The following is a 23,552-nucleotide window of genomic DNA, read 5'->3' as shown; positions in this document are numbered from 1 at the left end:
GCCACGACCTAGTATTTCGCCGTGAACTTGACCATCCACGTGCGCGGCGCGCCGAAATAGGCCGTGCGAATGTTGCCGATCGAGGAGAACTCCTGAGCGTCAGTCTTGTAGATTTCATCGGTCAGGTTCTGCCCATAAAGACCGATGCTGTAACGGTCCGAGCTATCCGACCATACAACGCGGGCATCATACAACCAGTAGCTGTCTTGGTACATGCTCTCGAGCGGGATGGCCGAGTTGGCCAGAGTGTTGTCCACCGCCAGAGCCATGCGCGAGCGGTACTTGGCCGCAGCGCCAACCACCAGAGACGAACCGCCATTCAGCGACCACTCGTACTGGCCCCCCATACGCAGGGTCCATTTCGGCGAGAAGGCCGGATCCTGGAAGGCGCGCGAACCACCAAAGTTGGTGAAGCGGGCATCGTTGAACTCTTTATAGTCCGCTTCAAGGAAGCCGACTTGGGCGTCCAGTGTCAGGGCCGCCATCGGCTTGGCAACGGCTTCGAGTTCAAAGCCGAAGATGTCGAGCGCACCCGCATTGATGACCGACAGCGTGCCGATGGGAACACCGGTGTTCGGATCGGTTTCCAGACCCGTCACCCGGGCTTGGAAGTCTTCGTACTTGGTGAAGAAGCTGGCCATGTTGAGGCGCAGGCGACGATCAAAGAAGGTGGTCTTGGCACCGACTTCAACGGTGTCGGCGGTTTCCGGTTGGTACTCGGTCGATTCACCCGGGCTATTGGCACGGCCATTGAAGCCACCTGATTTAAAGCCTTGGGCATAGCGCGCATAGACCATGGCATCCGGCGAAAGCTCATAGTCTGCCGACAGCATGATCGAAGTGTCTTCGTACTGCCCCTTAGGCGGCGAGAATGGATAGCTCGACTCGAGGAAGGGCGACGATGACTTCACATAGGTGAAGCGGTCATACAGCTTTTCTTCCTCGGTATAGCGCACCCCCGCCGACAGGCGCAGAGCCTCGGTCACCGCATAGCTGACATTACCGAAGACCGCCTTGGAAGTGGTTTCCAGTTCGTCGTCGATGAAGCGGGTAAAGGTGTAGTTTCCGTTCCACAGCGGCGGCACAACGAGGTTGGCCGTCAGGTCATCATTATAGCTTTCCTGATGCGAGACGACCTCTTCCTTGAGGTAATACACACCCGCCACAGCATTCAGGCGGTCACCCGTATAGGTCAGCTGGAATTCCTGGCTGAACTGGTTCTGGTCCACAGCGACGAGGGCGTCGGCAATTTCCAGTTCCGTCGCGTCAAAATCGATATAGTCGTCGGTATTCAGTTCGCGATAGCTGGTGATTGACTTCAGCGACAGGCGGTCCGAAACATCCCATGTCATACGCAGGGCGGTGCCCCACGTTTCCAGACGGGTTTCATTCGGCAGACCCGGCGTAGTGCGGGTCTTGAAATCAAATTCCGGCGTCGGGTTCGGCACAGCATAGGCCGGAACACCAACCAGATTGGTCAGGTTGTTCTGGGCCTGACCGACGGTCATACCAGCATCGTCTTTCGAATAATCTGCATTGAAGTCGATGCGGAAGTTCGAAGCCGGATCCCAGGCCAGGCTACCGCGCACGGCCTTGGAGTTCTTGTCGTTATACTCGGCACCGGTCACCGGATCAGTGACATAGCCACCGCGTTCCGAGCTAAGGACCGACAGGCCCAGAGCCAGATTGTCGGTCACCGGACCCGAGACAGCGCCTTGCACCTCGATCAGGTCATAGTCGCCATAGGCCACCGAACCGCGGGCACGGAACTCCTGGCCCGGACGGCGCGATACCAGCTTCATGGCACCACCGATGGTGTTCTTGCCATACAGGGTGCCTTGCGGACCGCGCAGGATTTCGATGCGCTCGAGGTCCAGCAGATCGAACTGGGTGCCGCGAATACGCGAATAATAGACGTCGTCGACATAGACGCCGACAGCCGGATCGAAGGTTTGCAAGCTGTCCGGCTGGCCTACGCCACGGATGTAGATGTTGGTCGAGTTGGACGAACCACGGCCCTGTACAAGGTTCAGGTTCGGCACGGCACCTTGCAGGTCGGTGACCTGTTGTGCGCCGGTACGCTCGAGGGTTTCACCCGAGAAGGCCGTCAGGGCCAGAGGCGTCTTCTGCGCCGACTCTTCGGTGCGACGCGCGGTCACGATGATGTCTTCAACGGCCACGGCCGCATCCTGACCCGTAGTCTGAGCCTGCGCGGCGGTTGCCATTGCGCCGAACGCAGCGCCAGCCATCAAGGCGCACTTCACCAGTCGATTCATTTGAGACCTCTGTTTCCAACCTGAGTGACGCTTTTTATTCAGCGTTCAATGATTTTTCAAATGTGTGGCGGTTATTGCGGACTCTGTCAAACGCCAAGATACAGGTGGAAACTGCGATAGCGGCGCACTGTGGCACCGTTGCACACCCTACGACCTTCATGCGACGACAGGTTATGACCGCCGATACCGACAAGGGCCCCAAGGCCGACACTCCCGCCAGCCCCCGCGAAACGAGCGCCGAGATCGGCAGCCGTTCGGCGCCGGCACGTCCGCGCAATGCCGGCGCGACCTCGGAGACCGGCCGTCGCGGTCGCCCGAAAAAAACGGCCAAGGCTTCGGCCAGCGACACCCGTGACGCCATCCTGAACTCGGCAGAGGGCCTGTTTGCCCAGCACGGTTTTTACGGAGTCACCATTCGCGAAGTCGCCCGCGAGGCCGGTGTCGATACCGCGCTGGTCCACTATTATTTCGGCTCGAAAAAGGATTTGTTCGACGCCGTCTTCAACCGTCGCGCCGAGGTCTGGAACAATGACCGCGTGGCCGCCATCGACCGTTATGCCGAAGCGGCGGGTGATACCATGACGCTGGAGGGTCTGTTCGAAGCCTTCCTGCGTCCGCCCTTCCAGTGGTCCCTGAAGGGTGGCCCCGGCTGGAAACACTATGCGGCACTGGTGGCCCAGACCAACGCCAATCCGGCCTTTGGCGGCGAGACCATGGCACGCTATTTCGATCCGGCCATCCGTCGCCTTTTGGAGTTGGTCAAGCGCATCATGCCGCAAGCCAGCGAGGCGAACCTGTACTGGGCCTATCACAACCTGTCCGGCGCCCTGACCCTGACACTGGGCGAAACGGGCCGTCTGGATCGCCTGTCGGGCGGGCTGTGCCAGTCCGGCGATCTGGATGCGGCCTGCGACCACATGGTCAAGTTCGCCGCCGCCGGTTTCCGCGCTGTGTGCCAGAAGGACTAGGCCGAGAATGGCTTCGCTGTTGGAGCGTCCCTGGGTTCGCGGCCTGGCCGTCAGCATTGTCGCGGGTGGTTTTCTGGCCTTTAGCGGCGCGTTCGGATCAATCAGCGCGCCCCTATGGTGGCGGCTGCTTTACTGGATTCCGCTGATTATAGCTGGTGGCTTCTGGAGCTATGTCTGTAGCCGCATCATTGAGCGCTTTATCGACACCGAGGCCCGCCCCTGGATCGGCATAGCGGCCCTGTCATTACTGATGTCGGTGCCGGTCACGGTCATGGTCTGGGCCGCCACCGCTCTCATCTTCCAGCAGCGGGTTCCGCGACTGAACGGGCTGCTTGACTATTTCCTGCCGGTGCTCGCGGTTGTCCTGCCCCTGTGTGCCATCAATGTCTTTCTGGAACGCAGGCAGCCGGTCGAAACACATGCCACACCGTCACAGGCTCCGGCGCGCTTTTTACAGCGCCTGCCAGCCAAGCTGAAGGGCGCGCACCTGCTCGCCGTCCAGTCCGAGGACCATTATCTGCGCCTCTATACTGATCGGGGCACCGACCTGATCCTGATGCGCCTGTCCGATGCGCTGGACGAACTGGACGGCCTTGAGGGCGCACAGACCCACCGCAGTTGGTGGGTGGCCAAGGATGCCGTATCCGATGTGTCCCGCGGCGACGGACGGGCCAGCCTGACCCTGTCGGACGGCACCACAGCCCCCGTCAGTCGCCGCTATGCCCGCGCCCTTCGCGAAGCGGGCTGGTGGTAAGGCTTAAAGCCAGCGCTTCTTGCGGAAATACAGGTAAGGCAGGGCCGCCGACAGGACCATCGCACCCACCGCCAGCGGATATCCGTACTGCCACTTCAACTCCGGCATGATCTCGAAATTCATCCCGTAAATCGAGGCAATCAGGGTCGGCGGCAGCAGGGCCACCGAGGCCACCGAAAAGATTTTGATGATCTGGTTCTGCTCCAGATTGATCAGACCCAGCGTGGCATCCATCAGGAAGGTCACCTTGGTCGACATCGACACGCTAAGCTCGCCAAGGCCCGCCGCATCACGCTGGATCAACCGCACCATCTGGCGCGCCTCGCGGTCGGCCTTGCCGCCCGTCTTGGCCCCCGATACCGCAGAATGATAGGCCATCAGCCTTTGCAGGTTGGACAGACTTTCACGGATCAGGGCCAGAAAATCACCCGCCCGCCCGATGTCGCGTATGACCATTTGCAGGTTATGGCTTTCCATCGCCTTGGGGTCACGCTTGCGGAAAATCAGACGTGAAATGGCGTCCAATTCCACGCCTTTTGCTTCCAGTGCATCGGCATAACGATCCACCACCGCCTCGACCAAACCCATGAATATGGCCTCGCCACTGGCCAGCTTTTCGTTCGGTTTGCCCATGGCGCGGGTCACGAAGAAACGGAACGAACGCGGCTGGCCATAGCGCACCGTGACCAGTCGCCCGTCCTTCAGAATAAAGGTTACAGGCAGTTTGACCGGATCGGGGGTTTCCAGATCGGTCACCACCGATGCAATCATGAAGACGGCACCGTTCTCGGCATAGAAACGGGCGGACGGTTCGACATCGTCCATGTCGTCACGACTGGGGATTTCGATACCCGTCATGGCCTCCAGGGCCGCAACCTCGGCGGGCGTGGGCGAGACCAGATCAATCCAGCAGGACGTGTCGTGACCGGCGGCTTCGTCAAGGCGCACGAGACGGTCAGTACGCCATTCATAGACGTTCAGCATAAGGCTTCCTTTCGCGAGATATCCCGCGATCGAAAGCCGGGACACCTCAGAGCGTAGAAGAATTTGAAGACAGACTTCGGTCTTCGGGGTTCATCTGAGAGTTTCCAAAAAGACGCCGCCTAGAAGCAGATATCGGAGCGGCAGGGTCGGTCTTGGACCGCCCTGCCACAAAGGTCAACCACAGCCCATCACACCCAATTGCCGTGAAAAGCGGCTGGCAGGGCGACATCGGCCCGCCATGTGCAAACCGGCCCGTCCTCGACATGCGCCATGTCCAGCAGGTGCAGCTCGCTGACCCCTTTTTGCAGATTGACCGTGGGCCCGATCAGCCAGCCGTCTGCCTCGTCTGTGCCACCCTGTTTGGGCACATAGACCATTTCATCGACCACATGGTTTTCACCAAAATCGAAGCGGCGTGTGCGCCCTGATGACCAGTCGGTCACGCCAATGGCCGTGGCCAGCGGACGGCCTGCACGCTCGCCCGTCGTGTGGATGCTGAAACGGCGCGACAGACCCGCCCGTCGCGGATCGCTGCGCGGAAACTCGCCAACCACACCGGTGCGTTCCAGTCGGCCGCGTCCGTCGCTGCCCAGCACCACCAGCGCCATTTCCGCTGGCTCATGATGCAGGGGTACGCCGTGCAAGACTTCTTGTGCGCCTTGCGCGGCAAACATCATGTCCTTGTGCGCGGCAACGTCGAAACGGATCGTACCGTCCGTCTCTTCCCACGCATCGCCGACATGGAAGAAACCAAAGGCCGGTAGCTCGAAAATCCGCTGCTTTGACAGATCGTCCTTGTCGATCACCAGCACCTTGGTGCCTTGGTCCGGTAGCCACTCAAAAGCCTGCGACAAGGGCAGGGTATTGCGGGTCTGTACCCAGGGTTGCAGCAAGATCACCAGATGGCGGGCGGTGGCGGTAAAGTCGTGGACATAGCTGGCCATCGGCATGTCGATCATGCCGGTGTCACGCAACTGTCCATCGGCCGCCAGATGCCAGACAATCGCCTTGCCCCGCGCCACGCCAAGGTTCCAGATCGTGCCATCCGGCTCTATGCGCGGATGGGCCAGAAATGGCATGGCCTTGAGGTCGGGACGAAGGGTGACAAAACCTTTTGTCTCCAGCGTCACCGCATCCATTTCCAGCGGCGATCCGGCCTCCCACAAGGCCCAGATCTTGTCGCCGACCTTGTGCACCGAGGTATTGGCAGGGCTGGCATCGTCAGCCGAGCCTATGCGGGCACGCGGGTCTGGCAGGGTACCAAACCCCGGCATCAGCATGGCCCCCGCCTCTTCTTCCTGACGACGTTTGGGCGTGTCGGCAAAGCGGGCCGTCAGTTCGACCTGACCGTCTTCGACATGCCAGCGGCGCACCATGCCATCGCCATCGAACCAGTGGTCGGATGAACGCCCCGGACGGCGAAACTGGGCCGGACCATTGCGATAAAGCGTACCCTTCAACCCTTGAGGCACACGGCCATGGACCAGTTCCAGACGGCGCGGAGCGATATCAGCCGCTACGTCCGCCGTGGCCAATGCCCAGTTGGAGGCATGCTCCAGCGCCGCCGCCGCGCGCACCACATCCGGTGTCAGCACCGAAGCCGCCGCCATGGCTGCCGAAGTACCCAGAAAAGAACGTCGGGAGATTTGCATGGACCTGTCTCCCCTTAGCGCAGGTTCAAGGTCTGGAGCGTCTGCCCCGACACATCGAAACGCGCACGGTCCCACTTGGCCGGTCCCATATTGCCGACCGCATTATTGGAAAAGGCATAGGGTTCGACCGGCATACCGAAAGGATTGGTATCCATGCGCCCATTGCCATTCACATCGTGAAAGGCCTTGAGACCATAGGTGCCGGTTTCCAGACCTTCGATCACGGCCTCATCTTGCCCCGCGGCCACGTCCAGTTGCACAGCCCGCACCGGCGCGCCGCCTTCATAGGCCCCCTCGCTGTCATAAATCGCCACCATCACCTTGCCGGTATCGGCGGTGGTCTCGACCTTGATGGTCAGGCTCGCAGACGGTTCGGCCTGAAGGACTGCCGCCTCTATAGGCGTGGCAGCCATTACAAGAAAAATAACGGGAGCAAGATTTCGGATCAGGGTCTTCATGACCGTGTGCTTTCAAGCGGATAGTGTTGCCGCCATTCGCCACCACCGCTTTTGATCCGCCAGCGCCATTGCGCCTGATGCCACCGCCCGTTCGCGAACAACCGCCTACTGCCACTGGCGAAGCGCCAACAACCACGCATTCGAGAGGTCACTTGGCACACCTTTGGTCGCCTGTGCGCTTGGGACATCTTGCTCCTTGGGCCGCAGGGCCGTACACCCAACTCCCATGACCCAGCGCACCGCTCCTCTGATCTGCCCGTCCATTCTCGCCAGTGATTTTTCCAAACTGGGCGAGGAAATCCGCGCACTGGAAACTGCCGGTGCCGACTGGATCCACGTCGATGTCATGGACGGCCACTTCGTGCCGAACCTGACCATTGGCCCTGATGTGGTGAAGGCGCTGCGTCCGCACACCAGCCTGCCATTCGATGTGCACCTGATGGTCAGCCCTGTCGATAACTGGCTGGAAGCCTATCGCGCCGCCGGTGCCGACATTCTGAGCGTGCACCCCGAAAGCGGCCCGCACGTTCACCGTACACTGGGCCAGATCCGCAATCTGGGGGCCAAGGCCGGTCTGGTCTTCAACCCCGCCACGCCGCTGAGCGTTCTGGAAGAATGCGTCGATCTGGTCGATCTGGTGCTGATCATGTCGGTAAACCCCGGCTTTGGCGGCCAGAAATTTATCGACAGTTCGCTGCGCAAGATCGAGCGCGCCCGCGCCATTCTGGATGCCGCCGGTTCCAAAGCCCACCTGCAGGTTGACGGCGGTGTCGTCGCGGCCAATGCCGGTGCCTGTGTCGCCGCCGGAGCCGACGCCCTTGTGGCCGGATCCTATGTGTTCAAGGGTGGCCCCGACGCCTACGCCACCAACATCCAAGCCCTGAAAGCTGCATGAAGCCAATCGGCCCCTTCGCCCCGCGCGATAGCGAAACCCCGCTGGCCGAGGGCCATATCCCCGGCCTGAAGGGTGCCCCCGTGCGCACCCCCATGCCTGCTCGCGGCATCCAGCACACCTCGCCGGCCATGATGGGCGCGATTGCCAAGGCTCTTTTGTCGCGCCAGTTGTGGATCGAGCTGTACGGTCTGCCCGGCTATGGCCTGACACTGGGTAATGCCAAGGCGCAGGATTTTGCCCTGTCGCCCAAGGATTTGCGCCCTGTCCCCAAAGAAGCCCCGCGCCCGCTGCTGGGGGGCAAGCTGACCCTGATGGGGTTGAGCCTCGAAACCGACCACCCGCGCCAGATGTGGGACCAGCCGACACCCAACCGCGCCTTTGCCGTTGAACTGCACAGCTTCAACTGGTTGCCCGCCATGATGGCGCAGGGCGAACGCGGCCTGAACGACGCGCTGGAAATGACGCTGGGCTGGCTGAACAGTTTTGCCGACTGGTCGCCGTTTTCGTGGTCGCCCGACATTCTGGCCCGCCGCGTCTATAATCTGGCCTGCGCCGCCAAGCGCCTGTCCCAGCACGCCGAACCTGCCGACCGCCAGAAACTGGCCAATAGTCTGGCCCGTCAGACCAAGCAGCTTTTGCGTCCGCCCCATTCGGTGCGAGGTCGCGCAGAACGCCTGACCGCTGCGGCTGTGGCCGGTTGCGCCCTCGGTGATCCGGTCGGCAGCAAGCTGCTGCACAAGGCGCTGAAACGCCTGCCGTCCGCACTGGATCAAACCGTTCTGGCCGATGGCTCGCATGCCTCGCGTTCGGCAGAGCAGGGTCTGGAACTTTTGCTGGACCTGCTGACGCTGGACGATGCCCTGTCCCAGCGCAGCCTGCCCACCCCGCCCGAAGTCGCCAGTGCTATTTCGCGTCTGACCATTGCCCTGCGCAGTCAGGTTCTGCCCGATGGTCGCCTGTCGATCTTTCAGGGCGGTGGCCCGTCCAGCCGCGAGCGCATTGCTGCCGCCCGCGCCCATGACGAGACCCCTGCCGCACCGCCTGCCAGTGTGGTCGGCGGGATTGTGCGTGTCTCAAGTCCGCAACTGACCCTTTTACTGGATGTCGAGGCTCCGGCCGCGGGGGCATGGTCGGTATCGGCCTGTGGCCAGCCTGCAGCCCTCGAGCTTCTATGCGGCAAGGATCGCCTGTTTACTTCGGCGGGTTGGACGCCGCGCTTCTCGGACCGCCATGCGCTGCGACTTTCGGCAGGGGCTTCGACCCTGACGCTGGGAGAACGCCCGATTGGCGAGCCTCTGAGCGGATGGAAGAGCGAGCTTCTGGGCCCGCGTCTCGATGCGGCCCCCTTGCACATCACCCGTGACCACCAGCAAACCGACACCGCCATCTGGCTGGAGGTCGAACATGACGGGTGGATGCCGCTCTATGGTCTGATGCACCAACGCCGCATCTATATCGATCAGGCACTGGACGAAATCCGCGCCGAGGAATGTCTGCTGCCCAAGTCGGGACATGCCGCGCCCGAACGGATTGCCGCCCCCTATGCTTTGCGCTTCCAGCTCGATCCCGATGTTCAGGCCTCTGTGGCCCGCGACCGTCGCTCGATCCTGTTGCGCGGCAAGTCCGGCAAGGGCTGGTGGTTCCGCAGTGACGGCCCCGATATCGCTGTTGAAACCGCGGTCCATGTCGATAACGGCCTGACCCGCCGCTCGCTACAGATCGTGGTACGCGGCTCGGCTCGTACCGATGCGGAAACCAAAATCCGTTGGAAACTGGCCGCCGCCAGCGAGGATTAGACTAAGGAAAGCCCATTCCGTGTACGGAATGGGCTAACTGCGCTCTACGGAGGGGTGACGCGGAGGGTCTGCGGTGCTAGAGCGCCGCCATCTTCCTGCTCCCAGCTGTAACGGACGTCGCCATGCCCGCCGCTCCCGATTTTCCCCCCGCCCCTAACGCGGTTGCGCCTGCGCGCGCCCTGATTTCCCTGTCCGACAAGACCGGACTGGAACAGGTCGCCCGCACCCTGCACGACCTCGGCGTCGAACTGGTCTCGACCGGCGGCACCAAGTCGGCCATTGCGGGCTTTGGACTGCCGGTCAAAGACGTGGCGGACCTGACGGGTTTCCCCGAGATGATGGATGGTCGCGTCAAGACACTGCACCCGATCGTGCACGGTGGCCTGCTGGGCGTGCGTAACGCCCCGACCCACGCAGCGGCCATGAGCGAACACAATATCGGTGCCATCGATATTGTCTGGATCGACCTCTATCCGTTCGAAAAGACCGTTGAATCCGGCGGTGGCTTTGAAGCCGCCATCGAGAATATCGACATTGGCGGCCCCGCCATGATCCGCTCCGGCTCCAAAAACCACGGCCACGTCGCCGTTGCCGTTGACGCGGAATCCATCGGCATGATCGTCGAGGCCCTCAAGGCCGACGGTTCGACCAGCCTCGACCTTCGCAAACAACTAGCCGCCCGCGCCTTTGCCCGCACCGCCGCCTATGACGCCGCTGTCTCGGCATGGTTCGCTGGCCAACTGCAAGACATTGCACCGGCTCGCAAGTCGATCGCTGGTGAACTGGCCCAGACCCTGCGCTATGGCGAGAACCCGCACCAGACCGGCAGCTTCTATCGCACCGGCGAAAAGCGTCCAGGCGTGGCCTATGCCGAGCAGGTTCAAGGCAAGGAACTGGGCTATAACAACATCGCCGATGCCGACGCCGCCTATGAGCTGGTGGCCGAGTTTGCCGAACCGGCCTGCGTCATCGTCAAGCACGCCAATCCGTGCGGCGTGGCTGTCGGCAAGGACCTGTCCGAAGCCTATGCCCGCGCTCTGGAATGCGATGCTGTGTCGGCCTTTGGCGGCGTCATCGCCGTTAACCGCCCGCTGAACGAAGCCGACGCAAAGGCGATCACCGAAATCTTCACCGAGGTTGTCATCGCACCGGGTGCCGATGATGCGGCCAAGGCCGTGTTTGCGGCCAAGAAGAACCTGCGCCTTCTCATCACCGACGGTCTGCCGAACCCGCATGCCGAGGGTAATGTGTTCCGCTCGGTCGCCGGTGGCTTCCTCGTCCAGTCGCGTGACCGCTCGAACCTCAAGGCTTCGGACCTCAAGGTCGTGACCAAGCGTCAGCCGACCGAGAAGGAAATCGAGGACATGCTTTTCGCCTTCACCGTGGCCAAGCACGTCAAATCCAACGCCATCGTCTATGCCAAGGACGGCCAGACCGCAGGCATCGGTGCAGGCCAGATGAACCGTCGCGACAGCGCCCGCATCGCCGCCATCCGCGCCAAGGAAGCGGGCGAAGCCAAGGGTCTGGACGTCTCGCTGGCCGAAGGTTCGGCCTGTGCGTCCGAAGCCTTCTTCCCGTTCGCCGATGGCCTGCTGGAAGCGGTTGCTGCCGGTGCCACCTGCGTCATCCAGCCGGGCGGCTCGATGCGCGACGAGGAAGTCATCAAGGCTGCCGACGAAAAGGGCATCGCCATGGTCTTCACGGGCGTCCGCGTCTTCCGTCACTAACCATGGCCTTGCCCATAGTTAGTGCTTGAGGGCCACGAGCGTGTAGCCTGGACGGTCTCGCTAAAGAAGCGCGCCGCCGCGCGGCAAGCCTTCGCGCAAACAAAAAGAGGGTGCTGCGGATATCTGCAGCGCCCTTTTTTAATCCTCGATCACGTCGTGCGATCCGGCATGGCCGAGCCGCCAATAGCCCGCCACCTTCATCCATTTCGGATTGAACCGGCGTGCAGCCAATAGGGCCGGACGCATGGCCCGCGCCACCGAGCTTTCGCACGCGACCCAGATATAGGCATCGGCGGGATCGATCCGGCTGGCCGCCTCGATGGCCGCAGCCGTCAGCGCCTCACCCCGACCTCGCGGACCACCGTGGCGATGCACCCAGATAATCTCGGCATCGGCTTCACTGGGCATATCCAGTTCGCCATCCGGGTCCGCCACTTCGATACAGGCAATGGCGCGGCTTCCTGCGGGCAGTTCTTCCAGACGACGGCTGATGGCCGGAATAGCCGCTTCGTCGCCGACAAGAAGATGCTGGGCAAAGCTGGTGGGCACCAGAAATGATCCGCGCGGCCCGCCCAAACCCAGCTCGTCCCCGACCTCGGCCGCCTCGGCCCATGCCGTCGCCGGACCGCCATGCCCCACCGCAAAATCGATGGTGAGCTGACGCTTGTCAGCATCAAAGGCGCGCGGCGTATAATCACGCGCCACCGGCCTCGGCTCTGCAAACACAGGCCCGTCCGGTCCTACGCTTGGCAACTGCAGAAGCTGGCCGCGCGGCACCGGAAAGATTTTAACGTGGTCGTCAAAGCCGGGGCTGAAGAAGCCCTCCAACTCGTCACCTTCCAGCACAATCCGTTTGAGGACAGGGGTCAGTTGCTGCACGCCCGCAACACGGGCGCGCCGGAATTTTAGCTCGTGGCGCACGCGGCGCGGCTGGCGAAGCTGGGCATCCTTCATATCCGGCGAACCTCTTCAGCTGCGGCCTCGATCAAGTCTGCAATAGCGTCGACCTGTTCCGCACTTAATGGCGGTTCCTGTGTCAAACGCTGGTGCGTCGCAGAGCGAAAAGCTTCGATGGCCTGTGCAATACGTGCCGGACGATCGGCACGCCCGCGTAACGCCTTCATCTTCATCTCTACATGGGCCAGAGCATCGGCATTTTCCGCCAATAAACGCTGTCCTTCGTCGGTGATCGCATAGCGTTTCTTGCCGCCTTCTACGACCACATCCAGCGCCCCCATATCTTCAAGCAGGGTCAGGCTGGGATAGATCACACCCGGGCTGGGCACATAGGTGCCGCCCATACGCTCTTCGATGGTTTTGATCAACTCGTAACCATGGCTGGGTTTTTGCGCGATGAGGGACAGGAGCAGCCAGCGCAATGCGCCATGCTCGAACATCCGGCCACCGCCGCCGCGCCCGCGACGCATACGCTCGCCACCATCGGCTCGTCCGTCTGTGCCGTGACCGCGCATGGGGCGCATGCCCCGTTTCATTCCATGACGACCTTCGTGACCGCCGAAAATATCCTGTTTCCACCCTTTATGGTGATGTCTCAATAGTGTTCTCTTTCGTTTCGATATATCTAAGATGTCGATATAGATATATCTAATTTGAAAGTGTGCAAGTCCTTTCTCCAAAGCCCGACCACCCCTATGTGTAGGTCATGGACACACTTTCCTCCCGCTGGGCCTTGCTCGAACCGCATGTGACCGTCGTCGGCCCCGACGATAATGTCGCGCGCCCTGCGGTGCTTTTATTCCATGGTTGCGGGGGATTGCGGGACCATCTGCCGCGTTATGCCGAGGCGGCCAAGGCAGCGGGGTGGCGCTGTTTTGTCGTCGATTCCTACGGGCCGCGCGGCTGGACGCGGTTGCGGACCCTGTTCACGGTCTGCACCAATCTGGCCTTTCGCGGCATTGATCGTGCCAGCGATGTCGCGGCTGCCTTTTACGGCATTTCCCAACGCTCCGATGTCGCTGCCGACAAGATGGTGCTGGCGGGCTGGAGCCATGGCGGCTGGTCGATCATGGAATTGATGACGGCGCACCCTGCGGCGGGCGCGCTGGGGCTTGCCGATTTCGATAAACTCGACCTGTCCAAGCTGGCAGGTGTGTGGATGGCCTATGCCTATGTCGGGCCACTGGCCCCCAACCGGCTCAAGCCGTGGCGGCACCCGCAACAGGTCTATGCCGTGACCTGTAGCCGCGACCACCTGACGACCGTGCGCAATGCCGAAAAGGTCAATGACGCCATCCGCGCCAATGGCTCGACGGTCGAACACTGGGTCGCCGATGGCACCCACGCCTTTGACGAGCCGACCAGCAACGGGCCGATGAAACACCATCCCGAAAGAACGCTGGAAGCCCTCGACCGCTTTTCGACCTTCTTGAAGGACATCGCGGCCAAGGGCTGAACTCTGCGCTTATTGCGGCTCGACGGTTACGGTCGAGCGCACCGAGTTGCCGATATAGCAGGCCTCGTGTGCGCGATGATGCAGGTCCAGAATCTGCACCGCGTCCGGCACCGTGTCACCCGACCAGCTAACGGCGGGGCGCAAGACAATATCGGTAATGGACATCTTGCCGCGCTCGTCCTTGCCCAGCGTGCCTTCGGCGGCATCGCGATAGCTATCGACGACAAGGCCGTCCTTGCGGGCATAGGCGAGGAAGAACATCATGTGGCAACTGGACACAGCCGCCACCAGCGCCTCTTCGGGATCGACCGCTGTCTCGTCCGACAGGGGCGGCGGGATCATGGCCGAGGGCGTGGACGAACCGCGCACCACCGCACCACCATCAAAGGTCCAGTTGTGGGCACGCGAATATTTGTTGTCGCTAAAGGGCTGATCGCCCCGCTGCCATTCGATGACGGCTGTGTGCTGGCTCATGGCTCTCTCCGGTTCAGGCCCCGAAGAAAACTTAGGCAGACACTTCCGGTTTGGCCAGCACCTGCATATTGACCCGCGCACGCTCGACAAAACCCAGCGCGCGGTAAAGCCCCATCGCACCGGCATTATCGGCATAGGAATGCAAAAAGGCCTGCTCGCCCCGAGCCAGAATACGGTCGGTCACGACCTTGATCAGCGCCCCTGCATAGCCGCGACTGCGGGCATCGGGATGCACGCACACGCCCGACACCTCGGTAAAGCCGTCCGGCTTCATCCGCTCGCCCGCCATCGCCAGCAGACGACCGTCATGGCGCACGCCGACGAAATCACCCAGACGATGGGTCATGGCATAGAACGGCCCCGGCTCGGTCAGGGTCGCCAGAGCCAGCATGTCCGCCGCATCGGCCTCGCCCAAAGGCTCGACCGCAATACCCGTTTTGGAAAACTGCGCCGGTGCCGACAACACCATCTGGGCCAGCACCGCCGCCTTCACACTCACCAGACCTTGCGGCACCGGCTGAACCTCGGCCTCGACCGTGATCAGCACGCCTTCGGGCATGTCCAGTTGCGCCAGATCGGCCAGTGCCTGTGGCGTCGGATCGGGACAGACCGCAAAGGCGGCATAGCCGGGCTGAAAGCGCATGGCAGCGCCCGTCGTGATGGCCAAAGAGGCCTGACGGGCACCGCGCAATGCGCTTAAGACCGGACGGTCCAGAGGGTGCGACAAGCCCTTAGCCCTGCCAGAAGCCGACGATCTTCTTGACCTCGTCCACCACCGGCTGGGCGGTTTCGCGCGCCTGTTCGGCACCCTTGGCCAGCACGCGGTCGATCTCGGCCGGATCATTGATCAGGCGACGCATTTCGGACGTGACCGGTGCCATGGAGGACACGGCCAGTTCAGCCAATTTCGGCTTGAAGCCACCAAAGCCCTGACCGCCAAACTCGGCCAGCACAGCTTCGCGGCTCATATCGGCCAGCGCGGCATAGATGGCGACGAGGTTCTTGGCCTCGGGGCGACCTTCCAGACCTTCAACCGTGTCGGGCAGGACATCCATGTCCGACTTGGCCTTCTTGATCTTGTTGGCGATGGTTTCGGCATCGTCGGTCAGGTTGATGCGCGACAGGTCCGACGGGTCGGACTTGGACATCTTGGCGGTACCGTCACGCAGGCTCATGACGCGCGTGGCCGGACCCTGGATCATCGGTTCGGGCTGCGGGAAGAAGTTCGGCACGCCGAAGTCGTTATTGAACTTCTGGGCGATGTCGCGGGTCAGTTCCAGATGCTGTTTCTGGTCTTCGCCGACCGGAACGCCAGTCGCCTTATACAGCAGGATGTCTGCCGCCTGCAGCACCGGATAGGTATAAAGGCCGACCGACGAGCGCTCTTTGTGCTTGCCCGACTTTTCCTTGAACTGGGTCATCCGGTCCAACCAGCCGAGGCGGGCCGTGCAGTTGAAAATCCACGCCAGCTCGGCATGGGCCGGAACCGCCGATTGCGGGAAGATCACCGACTTGGACGGATCAAGACCCGCCGCCAGATAGGCCGCAGCGATCTCGCGCGTCTGGGCGGTCAGCTTGGCCGGATCCTGCCACACAGTGATGGCGTGCATATCGGCGACGAAGACATAGCAGGGGTCGCCTGCATTCTGCATTTCAACGAAGCGCTTCAGCGCACCCAGATAGTTGCCGAGGTGCAGCGCACCCGAGGCCTGGATACCGGACAGGATGCGGCGAGGGCCAGTATAGGGGGCCGGAGTTTGATCAGTCATGGGAAAGCTCTGGACGAAAATCGTTCGGGAAGAAGTGATCGCTGGCCATCAGGCAGCGACAGGCAAGGCAGCAGCTGAACATTCAGCCGCGCCATCGTCCTGTCGCGCGAGGCAATCCACAAAACATGGGCACACAGATCATGGACAGTGGCTTATCGTCTCTATCGGCCAAGGGCAACCTTCGCACATCACGCCCATTAACCGCCACGACGGATCAGGCGTTTGATATCGCGCACGGTCACGGCGCGGGTCGCAAAGGCCAGCCCCACATAGGCCAAACCGCCAAAGCCCACCACCAGTAGCATGGCCAGTTCCTTGACCCCGCGCTCGGTGCCGATCATGGCCAGCACATCGGCAATCGGGGCCTCAATCCACGGACGTGCCCAGCTGCACAGGGCCACAAACACACCCATGCCGATACTGGCCAGCAGGATACGCGACAGGCGCGACATGGAGTTCTTGCTGGGGCGGTAATAGTCGGTGCGCCACAGATTGGCCGCCAGCAACAGGGCATTGACCCATGCCGAGGCACTGACCGCCGCCGCGATGCCCGCTACGCCCATGCCCATAAAGAACAGACCCACAGCCAGTGCCGCATTGACCGCCACCGAGACCAGCGCATAGCGCATCGGTGTGCGGCTGTCGGAACGGGCATAGAAGGCCGGTGCCAGAATACGGATCAGCACAAAGGCCGGAACGCCCCAGCCGAACTGGAACAGGGCGCGAGCGGTATTCTCGGCATCAAAGGCCAGAAACTCGCCGCGCGTGAACAGGCCGTCGATCAGGAACAAAGGCATCCCCATCAGGGCCGCCGCTGCCGGAAGCGTCAGCGCCATGGACAGGATCATGGCCTCGTCCATCGAGCCTTGTTGTTGCTTGTGATCGCCGGTCGCCACCGCCGCCGACAGACGCGGCAGAAGGGCAATACCGATGGCCACCCCGACCAGCCCCAGCGGCAACTGGTAAAGACGGTCGGCAGTCGCCAGCCATGTGCGTCCACCGTTCACAAAGCTGGACAGGTTGCCCGACAAGAAGACGTTGATCTGGGTCGCCGAGTTACCGATGGCCGCCGGAATAGCGGTGATGATGATGGCCTTGACCGCCGGGGTCATGCGCGGAATGCGGATGCGGATATTGGCACCCGCCTTGCGCACCGCCCACCAGCACAGGCCTGCCTGCGCCACACCGGCCACCAGTACCGACCAGCTGGCCATAGTGGCCGAGGCCACAGGCCCGCCCTTCACCGGCAGGATCATCAACAGCATGATGACATTCAAAAGGATCGGGTAGGCACCCGACACCAAGAACCGCCCGCGCGCATTCAGAACGCCGCTGAGCAGGGCCGCCACCGCCATACAGGGCAGATAGGGCATGGTGATCTGGGTCAGCACCACCGCCAGCTTGAAACGCTCGGGATCGTCAAGGAAGCCGACATTGATGACAGTCATCAGCCACGGCATGGCCAGTTGCGCGATCACTGTCAGGACCAGTGTCGCCGTCACGATCACCGCCATGGCATCGGTCGCAACCTGATCGGCGGCCTCGGAACCTTCGGTCTTTAGCTTGCGCGCATAGGCCGGCACAAAGGCAGCGGCAAACGCGCCCTCGGCAAAGATGCGGCGAAACAGATTGGGGAAGTTCAGTGCCGTATAATAGGCATCTGCCGCAGGCCCCGCCGAGGCCCCCAGCGCCGCCGTAATCACCGTGTCACGCGCAAAACCGGCCAGACGGCTCAGCAGGGTCATACCCCCGAACACCGCAGACGACTTGGCCACGCCAGTGCTTTGCGGTGCCATATCGGCCTGGTTTTCCACCGCCGTCTGTGCGGCATCCGCCTCGGGCGACAAGGTCTGTGGCAGACTTTGGGGCAAGCTGTCAGGCAGGTCTTGCGGCGGGGTATTGTTTTTGTCGTTCACGGACGGCTCCTCGTCTCCTGTCGCTTAGCGCGGCGGAGCCGTCTTGGATACGGGGTTGGTGCCGATTACCGACACATCGCGGATACTGGCCCGCACAGGCGTGATGGGCCGCCCTTCCGGTCCCAGCAACGGTTCATCCAGTGCCTCGATCAAGGCCTGACGCAAAACGTCCAGCGCCGCCGCATCGGTCGGCTTTTTTCCGTCATTATCGGTCAGATAAAACGCATCCACGGCCCGCTCACCAAAACAGGCAATATGGGCCGAGCGCACCGAGAAATTCAGTTCGGAAAAGATATGCGCCAGATCGGACAGCAGACCCGAACGGTCCGCCCCCGATACCTCTACGACCACCGCATGCGGCACAAAGGCCGTATCGATCCGCACCACCGGACGCACATCGAAAACGGCCCGCCGCGCACTGACCCTCTGGACCGTATGGGCCGAGGTGCGGGCGCCCTTGAGTGCCGCCCGTTCCAGCCCGCGTGCCAGAATGGACAGACGGCGCGGCTCGATAAGCCCATAGGGTTCGCCCGCGCTGTTCTGGATTTCAAACACTTCCAGCGCCATGCCGTCATCCTGCGTGGCCAGATGCGCCCCCACCACATCGGCACCGGCCATGGCCAACGTGGCCGTCATATCGGCAAACAGGCCGCGCCGGTCATGGGTGGCAACCACGATGCGCGAGGTCGCTTCCAGCGGCCCTTGCGGCAGGGTGGTCTGGACCGCCACACCGGCAAAACGCGCCTTTTCGATCAGGGCCGCATAGTCCGGCAATAGATCATCGCCGCGCACATCATCGCCACGGAACAGGGCCTCGGCCTTGTCGAACAGGGCGCGCATCAACTGCCCTTTCCAGCCGTTCCACACCCCCGGCCCGACGGCGCGGATATCGGCGACCGTCAGCACCATAAGCATCCGCAGACGCTCCAGATCGCCCACCGCCTCGGCAAAGGCCCGCACCGTGTCAGGGTCCGACACATCGCGCTTTTGGGCATAGTCGCTCATCAGCAGGTGATTGCGCACCAGCCAGACCACTAGCTCGATCCGGCGCGGATCAATGCCCAGCCGCTCGCAGGCACTGCGAGCGGCAATGGCCCCTTCTTCCAACTGGCCCAGATCGCCGCCCTTGCCGACATCATGCAGCAACATGGCCAGCATCAGGGCTTCGGGATCGACGATACTATGGATGACCGCCGAGGACGCCGGATGGTCGTGTTCCAGCGTACCCTTCTTGATGTCGTCGATAATGCCGACAGCCTGAAGCGTGTGCTCGTCCACCGTATAGGCGTGATACATGTTGAACTGGGTCTGGCCGACAATCCGGCCCCATTCCGGCAGGAACCGCCCCAAAAGCCCCGTCTCGTTCATCAATGACAGCACCCGATAGGGCCGCCGGCTATGGGCCAGAAGATGCAGCAAAAGCTCGCTGGCCCTCGCATCACGCCGCACGGCCGGTGTCACCAACGACAGCGAACGGATGACTGCCGCCACCGCATCGGGATGCAGGTCGATATCCAGCCGGTCGGCCTCGACAAACAGGATCAGAAGCCGCAGCGGATCGCGAGCAAACACATTGGCGCTGTTGACGCTGAGGCGGTCCTGTTCGACCACCAACCCGTCAAAGGCCAGTTTGACGCGTCTTCTTTGGAACAGGCGCGACAGGCCTCGCGACAGGCCCTCGGCTTTTTTCTGCTGGCGAGCTTCCAATTGCGCGGACACGGCGCGGGTCAGCGCCCCCACCCGCCCGGCGACAAGGAAGTAGCGGCGCATGAAACGCTCAACCGCCAGTTCGTCACCACGACCGCGCCAGCCCATGCGCCGCGCAATCTCGGGCTGGAAATCGAAGGTCAGTTTCTCTTCGGCACGGCCCGCGACCAGATGCAGATGGATACGCACCTGCCACAAAAAGCCGATCGCCTCGCGGAAGCTGCGCATCTCGCCCGCCCCCAGAAAGCTCTCCAGCGCCTTTTTGCCCCGCGCACTGTCAGGGTCTACCGACAGGGCAATCCAGAACAGAGTGTTCAGGTCTCGCAGGCCACCCTTGCCGTCCTTGACGTTCGGCTCCACGCGGTTGCGCACCCCGCCCGCCTTGCTGATGCGGACATCGCGTTCCGACATCTTGGCGGCGATAAACGGGCTCGGATCGGCATCGCGTACCCGCGCACGAAACCGCTTCAACAAACCCTCGCCCAGTCGGACATCGCCGGCCACAAGCCGCGCCTCCAACAGCGTGGTGCGCACCGTCATATCGCTCTGGGCCAGGTCCAGCGTCTCGCGCAGGGACCGGAAACTGGAGCCGAGTTTCAGCCCCATATCCCACAGCACATAATGGATGAACTCGCCGACCTTGGCGGCCCGTTCGGACACCTGTGGCGCAGGACGCAATATCAGCAGATCAAGGTCCGAGAACGGGGCCAGAACCCCGCGCCCATAGCCGCCCACCGCCAGCAGGCTGAGCCGATCTCCCGCATCGGGATAGAGCACCTCGGTCGCAAAGCGCCACAGACTGATCAGCAGATCATCCGCCGCCTCGGCATAGAGCCGCGCCACCTCGGCCCCTTCACCACCGGATTCCAGCCGACGCCGCGCCCCGTCGCGCGCCGCCTCATAGCCCTCGCGCAGATAGGCCGTTACCGCCCCGCGCACATCGTCAGCCGATGCGGCCGCCAACAGACGCGGGTCCAGTGACATTACTGTGCCAGACCTTTCAGACGATAGAGCGCCTCCAGCGCCTCGCGCGGGGTCAGGTCGTCGGGGTTGATGTCCTTCATGGCCAGATCAAGCTCTGACGGACCCGAGGGTTCCGGTGCGGGCTGGACCATCGCAAACAGGGGCAGGTCGCCCAGATTGCTGGATGAGGTTTTTTCCTTTTCCAGCTTTTCCAGCACCGACTTGGCGCGCGCCACCACCTTGGGCGGCACACCGGCCAGACGCGCCACCTGCACACCGTAAGAACGGTCTGCGGCACCGGTGACGGCTTCGTGCAGGAAGACCAGATCGCCATTCCATTCCTTGGCTGCCATTGACAGGTTGGAGACGTAATCCAGCCGTTCCTCAAGCTGGGCCAGCTCGTGATAGTGGGTGGCAAACAAGGTGCGGGCGCGGTTGATTTCGTGCAGGGCCTCGGCAGTCGCCCATGCAATGGCCAGACCGTCATAGGTGGCGGTGCCGCGCCCGATCTCGTCCAGCACCACAAAACTACGCGGTGTGGCCTGTGTCAGGATGGCGGCGGTTTCCACCATCTCCATCATAAAGGTCGAGCGCCCACGGGCCAGATCATCGCCTGCGCCCACGCGGCTGAACAGACGGTCCACCACCCCCAACTGCATGGAGCGGGCGGGCACAAAGGCTCCGGCCTGGGCAAGGATCACCAGCAAGGCGTTCTGGCGCAGGAAGGTCGATTTACCGGCCATGTTCGGGCCGGTGACAATCGACAGACGGCTACCGCTCAGACCATCGCCCGATAGGCGGCAATCATTGGGCGTATAGGGTTGGCCTTGCGCCTTTACCGCCGCTTCGACGACCGGATGGCGACCACCCTCGATGGCAAAGCCCAGACTGTCATCAACGCTCGGGCGCACTGCCCCGACTTCCTCGGCCCATTCGGCCAGACCGGCATGGGCGTCCAGTTCGGCAATGGCCACGGCCACCGCCTGAAGCAGCGGCGCAAGGCGCGCCACTTCACGACGCCAGCCTTCAAAGGTCTCGGTTTCAATGGCCAAGGCACGATGGCCCGCCTGACTGATCTTGGCGTCCAGTTCCGACAGTTCGACCGTGGTGAAACGCACCTGATTGGCCAAGGTCTGGCGATGGATAAACGGACTGTCGGGACCGGCCCGCATCAAGGGTTCTGCGGCCTTGGCTGTGGCCTCAAGGAAATAGCCCAGCACCGCATTGTGGCGCACCTTGAAGGCCACGCCGCTATCGTTGACGGCGCGGGTTTCAAGATCGGCAATCACGCGGCGGCTGTCATCGCGAAGGGCGCGGGCAGCATCCAGTTCGGGGCGATGGCCGCTTTCGACAAATCCGCCATCGCGCACCAGATGCGACGGCTCTTCGATCAGGCCTTCTTTTAGTTCAGCCAGCAGGTTCGACAGTTCGCCATCCAGCGCCAGACGATCCAGTCCCGCCGAAATCCGTACCGGCGGCTCCGCCAGCGGATCACGCAGCGACGTGGCAAACAATGCGCCCAGACCTTCAGCCGTCATCAGGCCCGAACGGATCGCCGCCAGATCACGCGGCCCGCCGCGTCCCAGCGCCAGTCGTGAGGTGGCCCGCGCCACATCGGCGGATGCGCGTAACAGATCGCGCAGGTCACGGCGCAAAGGACGGTTTTCGACCATCCATGCCACCGCATCCAGATCGGCATTAATCCTTGCTGGATCGCACATGGGTCGCGAAATACGCTCGGCCAAGGATCGTGCCCCGCCCGATGTCACCGTGCGGTCAATGGCGTGCAGCAGCGATCCGTCGCGCTCGCCGCGCTGGGTACGGTCGATTTCAAGACTATTACGGGTGGACGGATCAATCGCCAGATGGCCGACATCGCCCGAACGACGCGGCGCAGCCAATGCCGGTATCTTGCCCGCCTGCGTGGTTTCCAGATAGGCGGCGATGAGACCCAGCGCCGAAACCTCGGTCTCTTCAAACGCACCAAACCCATCCAGCGCCGACACGCCATAAAGGCGCTGCACACGGTCCCGCGCCCCATTGGGTTCAGCCAAGGCCTGCGGCATGGCCTGAACCACACCGCCCGAACCATCCAGTGCCGCCTTCATATCGCCGTCACTGAACAGACGGTCCGGTACCAGAACTTCCGACGGGCGGAATGCCGCCAGCACCGCGCCCAGATCCCCCACATCGCAGGCGACCGAGTCCACCATACCCGCCGACAGTTCCACCACCGCGACAGCCGCGCGGCCCTTGCGGATCACCACCGCCGCCAGACGGTTGGCCCCGCGTGCATCCAGAAGATTGTCTTCGGTCAGGGTGCCGGGCGTCACCACCCGCACCACATCACGACGCACCACCGCCTTGGAGCCGCGCTTCTTGGCCTCGGACGGGTCTTCCACCTGCTCGCACACAGCGACCTTGAAGCCTTGGCGGATCAGGCGGGCCAGATAGCCATCCATCGCATGGGCCGGAACACCGGCCATCGGGATGTCTTCGCCGCGATGCTTGCCGCGCTTGGTCAGGGCAATGCCGAGCGCCGCCGAAGCCTGAGCCGCATCGTCAAAGAAAAGTTCGTAGAAATCACCCATGCGGAAGAACAGCATGGCATCGGGATGCGCCGCCTTGGCCGTCAGGAATTGCGCCATGACCGGCGTGGTTCCGGCATCGGGCGTCAGATCTATTTTAGGCGGGTGGGCAAGGGGCGCGTTCATTACGCCACAAGGTGGCGGATCAGGTGCCTTACCTCAAGCCTAGTGCACCATCAGTCCCCATTTTAAGTCGTCTATACTAGGCCTGC

At 62.5% G+C, this 23,552-nt stretch carries 18 protein-coding genes; 6 read left to right on the top strand and 12 right to left on the bottom strand.

The window, feature by feature from the left end:
• Positions 1-8: 8 nt before the first annotated feature.
• A complete protein-coding gene (locus FHS64_RS03935; RefSeq protein ID WP_167175935.1) occupies positions 9-2,276 on the bottom strand; it encodes a TonB-dependent receptor in 2,268 nt (755 codons plus the stop codon).
• A 173-nt stretch (positions 2,277-2,449) separates the two neighbouring features.
• Here FHS64_RS03935 and FHS64_RS03930 point away from each other — a divergent pair, with 173 nt between their 5' ends.
• Complete coding sequence (locus FHS64_RS03930; RefSeq protein WP_243862713.1) at positions 2,450-3,244, top strand: TetR/AcrR family transcriptional regulator; 795 nt, start codon at positions 2,450-2,452, stop codon at positions 3,242-3,244.
• Positions 3,245-3,251: 7 nt separating this feature from the next.
• Positions 3,252-3,998 carry a LytTR family DNA-binding domain-containing protein gene (locus FHS64_RS03925; RefSeq protein WP_167175933.1) on the top strand — a complete coding sequence of 249 codons (747 nt, stop codon included), beginning with the start codon at positions 3,252-3,254 and terminating at the stop codon, positions 3,996-3,998.
• Positions 3,999-4,001: 3 nt separating this feature from the next.
• On the opposite strand, the gene FHS64_RS03920 is transcribed toward FHS64_RS03925, so the two are convergent.
• The 3 genes from FHS64_RS03920 to FHS64_RS03910 form a co-directional block, all read right to left on the bottom strand.
• Complete coding sequence (locus FHS64_RS03920) at positions 4,002-4,982, bottom strand: magnesium transporter CorA family protein (RefSeq protein ID WP_167175931.1); 981 nt, start codon at positions 4,980-4,982, stop codon at positions 4,002-4,004.
• A gap of 188 nt (positions 4,983-5,170) precedes the next feature.
• A complete protein-coding gene (locus FHS64_RS03915; RefSeq protein WP_167175929.1) occupies positions 5,171-6,634 on the bottom strand; it encodes a carotenoid oxygenase family protein in 1,464 nt (487 codons plus the stop codon).
• A gap of 14 nt (positions 6,635-6,648) precedes the next feature.
• The gene (locus tag FHS64_RS03910; protein WP_208380538.1) at positions 6,649-7,047 is read right to left on the bottom strand and encodes a DUF2141 domain-containing protein; all 399 of its coding nucleotides are present in this window, start codon (positions 7,045-7,047) and stop codon (positions 6,649-6,651) included.
• Between the two features lie 271 nt (positions 7,048-7,318).
• On the opposite strand from FHS64_RS03910, the gene rpe reads away from it, so the two are divergent.
• From rpe to purH, 3 genes are all read left to right on the top strand, one after another.
• Positions 7,319-7,987: a ribulose-phosphate 3-epimerase gene (rpe, locus tag FHS64_RS03905; RefSeq protein ID WP_167175925.1), complete on the top strand. Its 669-nt coding sequence runs from the start codon at positions 7,319-7,321 to the stop codon at positions 7,985-7,987.
• The gene (locus tag FHS64_RS03900; protein ID WP_167175923.1) at positions 7,984-9,783 is read left to right on the top strand and encodes a heparinase II/III family protein; all 1,800 of its coding nucleotides are present in this window, start codon (positions 7,984-7,986) and stop codon (positions 9,781-9,783) included. The genes rpe and FHS64_RS03900 overlap by 4 nt, the downstream gene beginning before the upstream one ends.
• Positions 9,784-9,905: 122 nt before the next feature.
• On the top strand, positions 9,906-11,510 hold the full coding sequence (gene purH / locus FHS64_RS03895) for a bifunctional phosphoribosylaminoimidazolecarboxamide formyltransferase/IMP cyclohydrolase (RefSeq protein WP_167175921.1): 1,605 nt from the start codon (positions 9,906-9,908) through the stop codon (positions 11,508-11,510).
• Positions 11,511-11,648: 138 nt separating this feature from the next.
• On the opposite strand, the gene FHS64_RS03890 is transcribed toward purH, so the two are convergent.
• Positions 11,649-12,464, bottom strand: coding sequence for a siderophore-interacting protein (locus FHS64_RS03890; protein ID WP_167175919.1), 816 nt, complete (start codon positions 12,462-12,464; stop codon positions 11,649-11,651).
• On the bottom strand, positions 12,461-12,991 hold the full coding sequence (locus FHS64_RS03885; RefSeq protein WP_243862711.1) for a PadR family transcriptional regulator: 531 nt from the start codon (positions 12,989-12,991) through the stop codon (positions 12,461-12,463). The genes FHS64_RS03890 and FHS64_RS03885 overlap by 4 nt, the downstream gene beginning before the upstream one ends.
• A 182-nt stretch (positions 12,992-13,173) precedes the next feature.
• On the opposite strand from FHS64_RS03885, the gene FHS64_RS03880 reads away from it, so the two are divergent.
• Positions 13,174-13,923 carry a dienelactone hydrolase family protein gene (locus tag FHS64_RS03880; RefSeq protein WP_167175917.1) on the top strand — a complete coding sequence of 250 codons (750 nt, stop codon included), beginning with the start codon at positions 13,174-13,176 and terminating at the stop codon, positions 13,921-13,923.
• A 9-nt stretch (positions 13,924-13,932) separates the two neighbouring features.
• Here FHS64_RS03880 and FHS64_RS03875 read toward each other — a convergent pair whose 3' ends face one another.
• From FHS64_RS03875 to mutS, 6 genes are all read right to left on the bottom strand, one after another.
• A complete protein-coding gene (locus tag FHS64_RS03875) occupies positions 13,933-14,397 on the bottom strand; it encodes an OsmC family protein (RefSeq protein ID WP_167175916.1) in 465 nt (154 codons plus the stop codon).
• A gap of 31 nt (positions 14,398-14,428) precedes the next feature.
• Entirely contained in the window at positions 14,429-15,124 is a 696-nt protein-coding gene (locus FHS64_RS03870) for a GNAT family N-acetyltransferase (RefSeq protein WP_243862710.1), read from the bottom strand.
• Between the two features lie 4 nt (positions 15,125-15,128).
• Positions 15,129-16,166 carry a tryptophan--tRNA ligase gene (trpS, locus tag FHS64_RS03865; RefSeq protein ID WP_167175911.1) on the bottom strand — a complete coding sequence of 346 codons (1,038 nt, stop codon included), beginning with the start codon at positions 16,164-16,166 and terminating at the stop codon, positions 15,129-15,131.
• 197 nt (positions 16,167-16,363) lie between these two features.
• Positions 16,364-17,962: a murein biosynthesis integral membrane protein MurJ gene (gene murJ, locus FHS64_RS03860; RefSeq protein WP_167176276.1), complete on the bottom strand. Its 1,599-nt coding sequence runs from the start codon at positions 17,960-17,962 to the stop codon at positions 16,364-16,366.
• A 144-nt stretch (positions 17,963-18,106) separates the two neighbouring features.
• Positions 18,107-20,773: a [protein-PII] uridylyltransferase gene (gene glnD / locus FHS64_RS03855; RefSeq protein WP_167175909.1), complete on the bottom strand. Its 2,667-nt coding sequence runs from the start codon at positions 20,771-20,773 to the stop codon at positions 18,107-18,109.
• Entirely contained in the window at positions 20,773-23,466 is a 2,694-nt protein-coding gene (gene mutS, locus FHS64_RS03850; protein ID WP_167175907.1) for a DNA mismatch repair protein MutS, read from the bottom strand. Before mutS ends, glnD begins: the two co-directional genes overlap by 1 nt.
• Between the last annotated feature and the right edge of the window lie 86 nt (positions 23,467-23,552).

This window comes from Brevundimonas terrae (genome assembly GCF_011761985.1).
Taxonomy (GTDB): domain Bacteria; phylum Pseudomonadota; class Alphaproteobacteria; order Caulobacterales; family Caulobacteraceae; genus Brevundimonas; species Brevundimonas terrae.
This window is presented reverse-complemented; position numbering and strand designations above follow the sequence as displayed.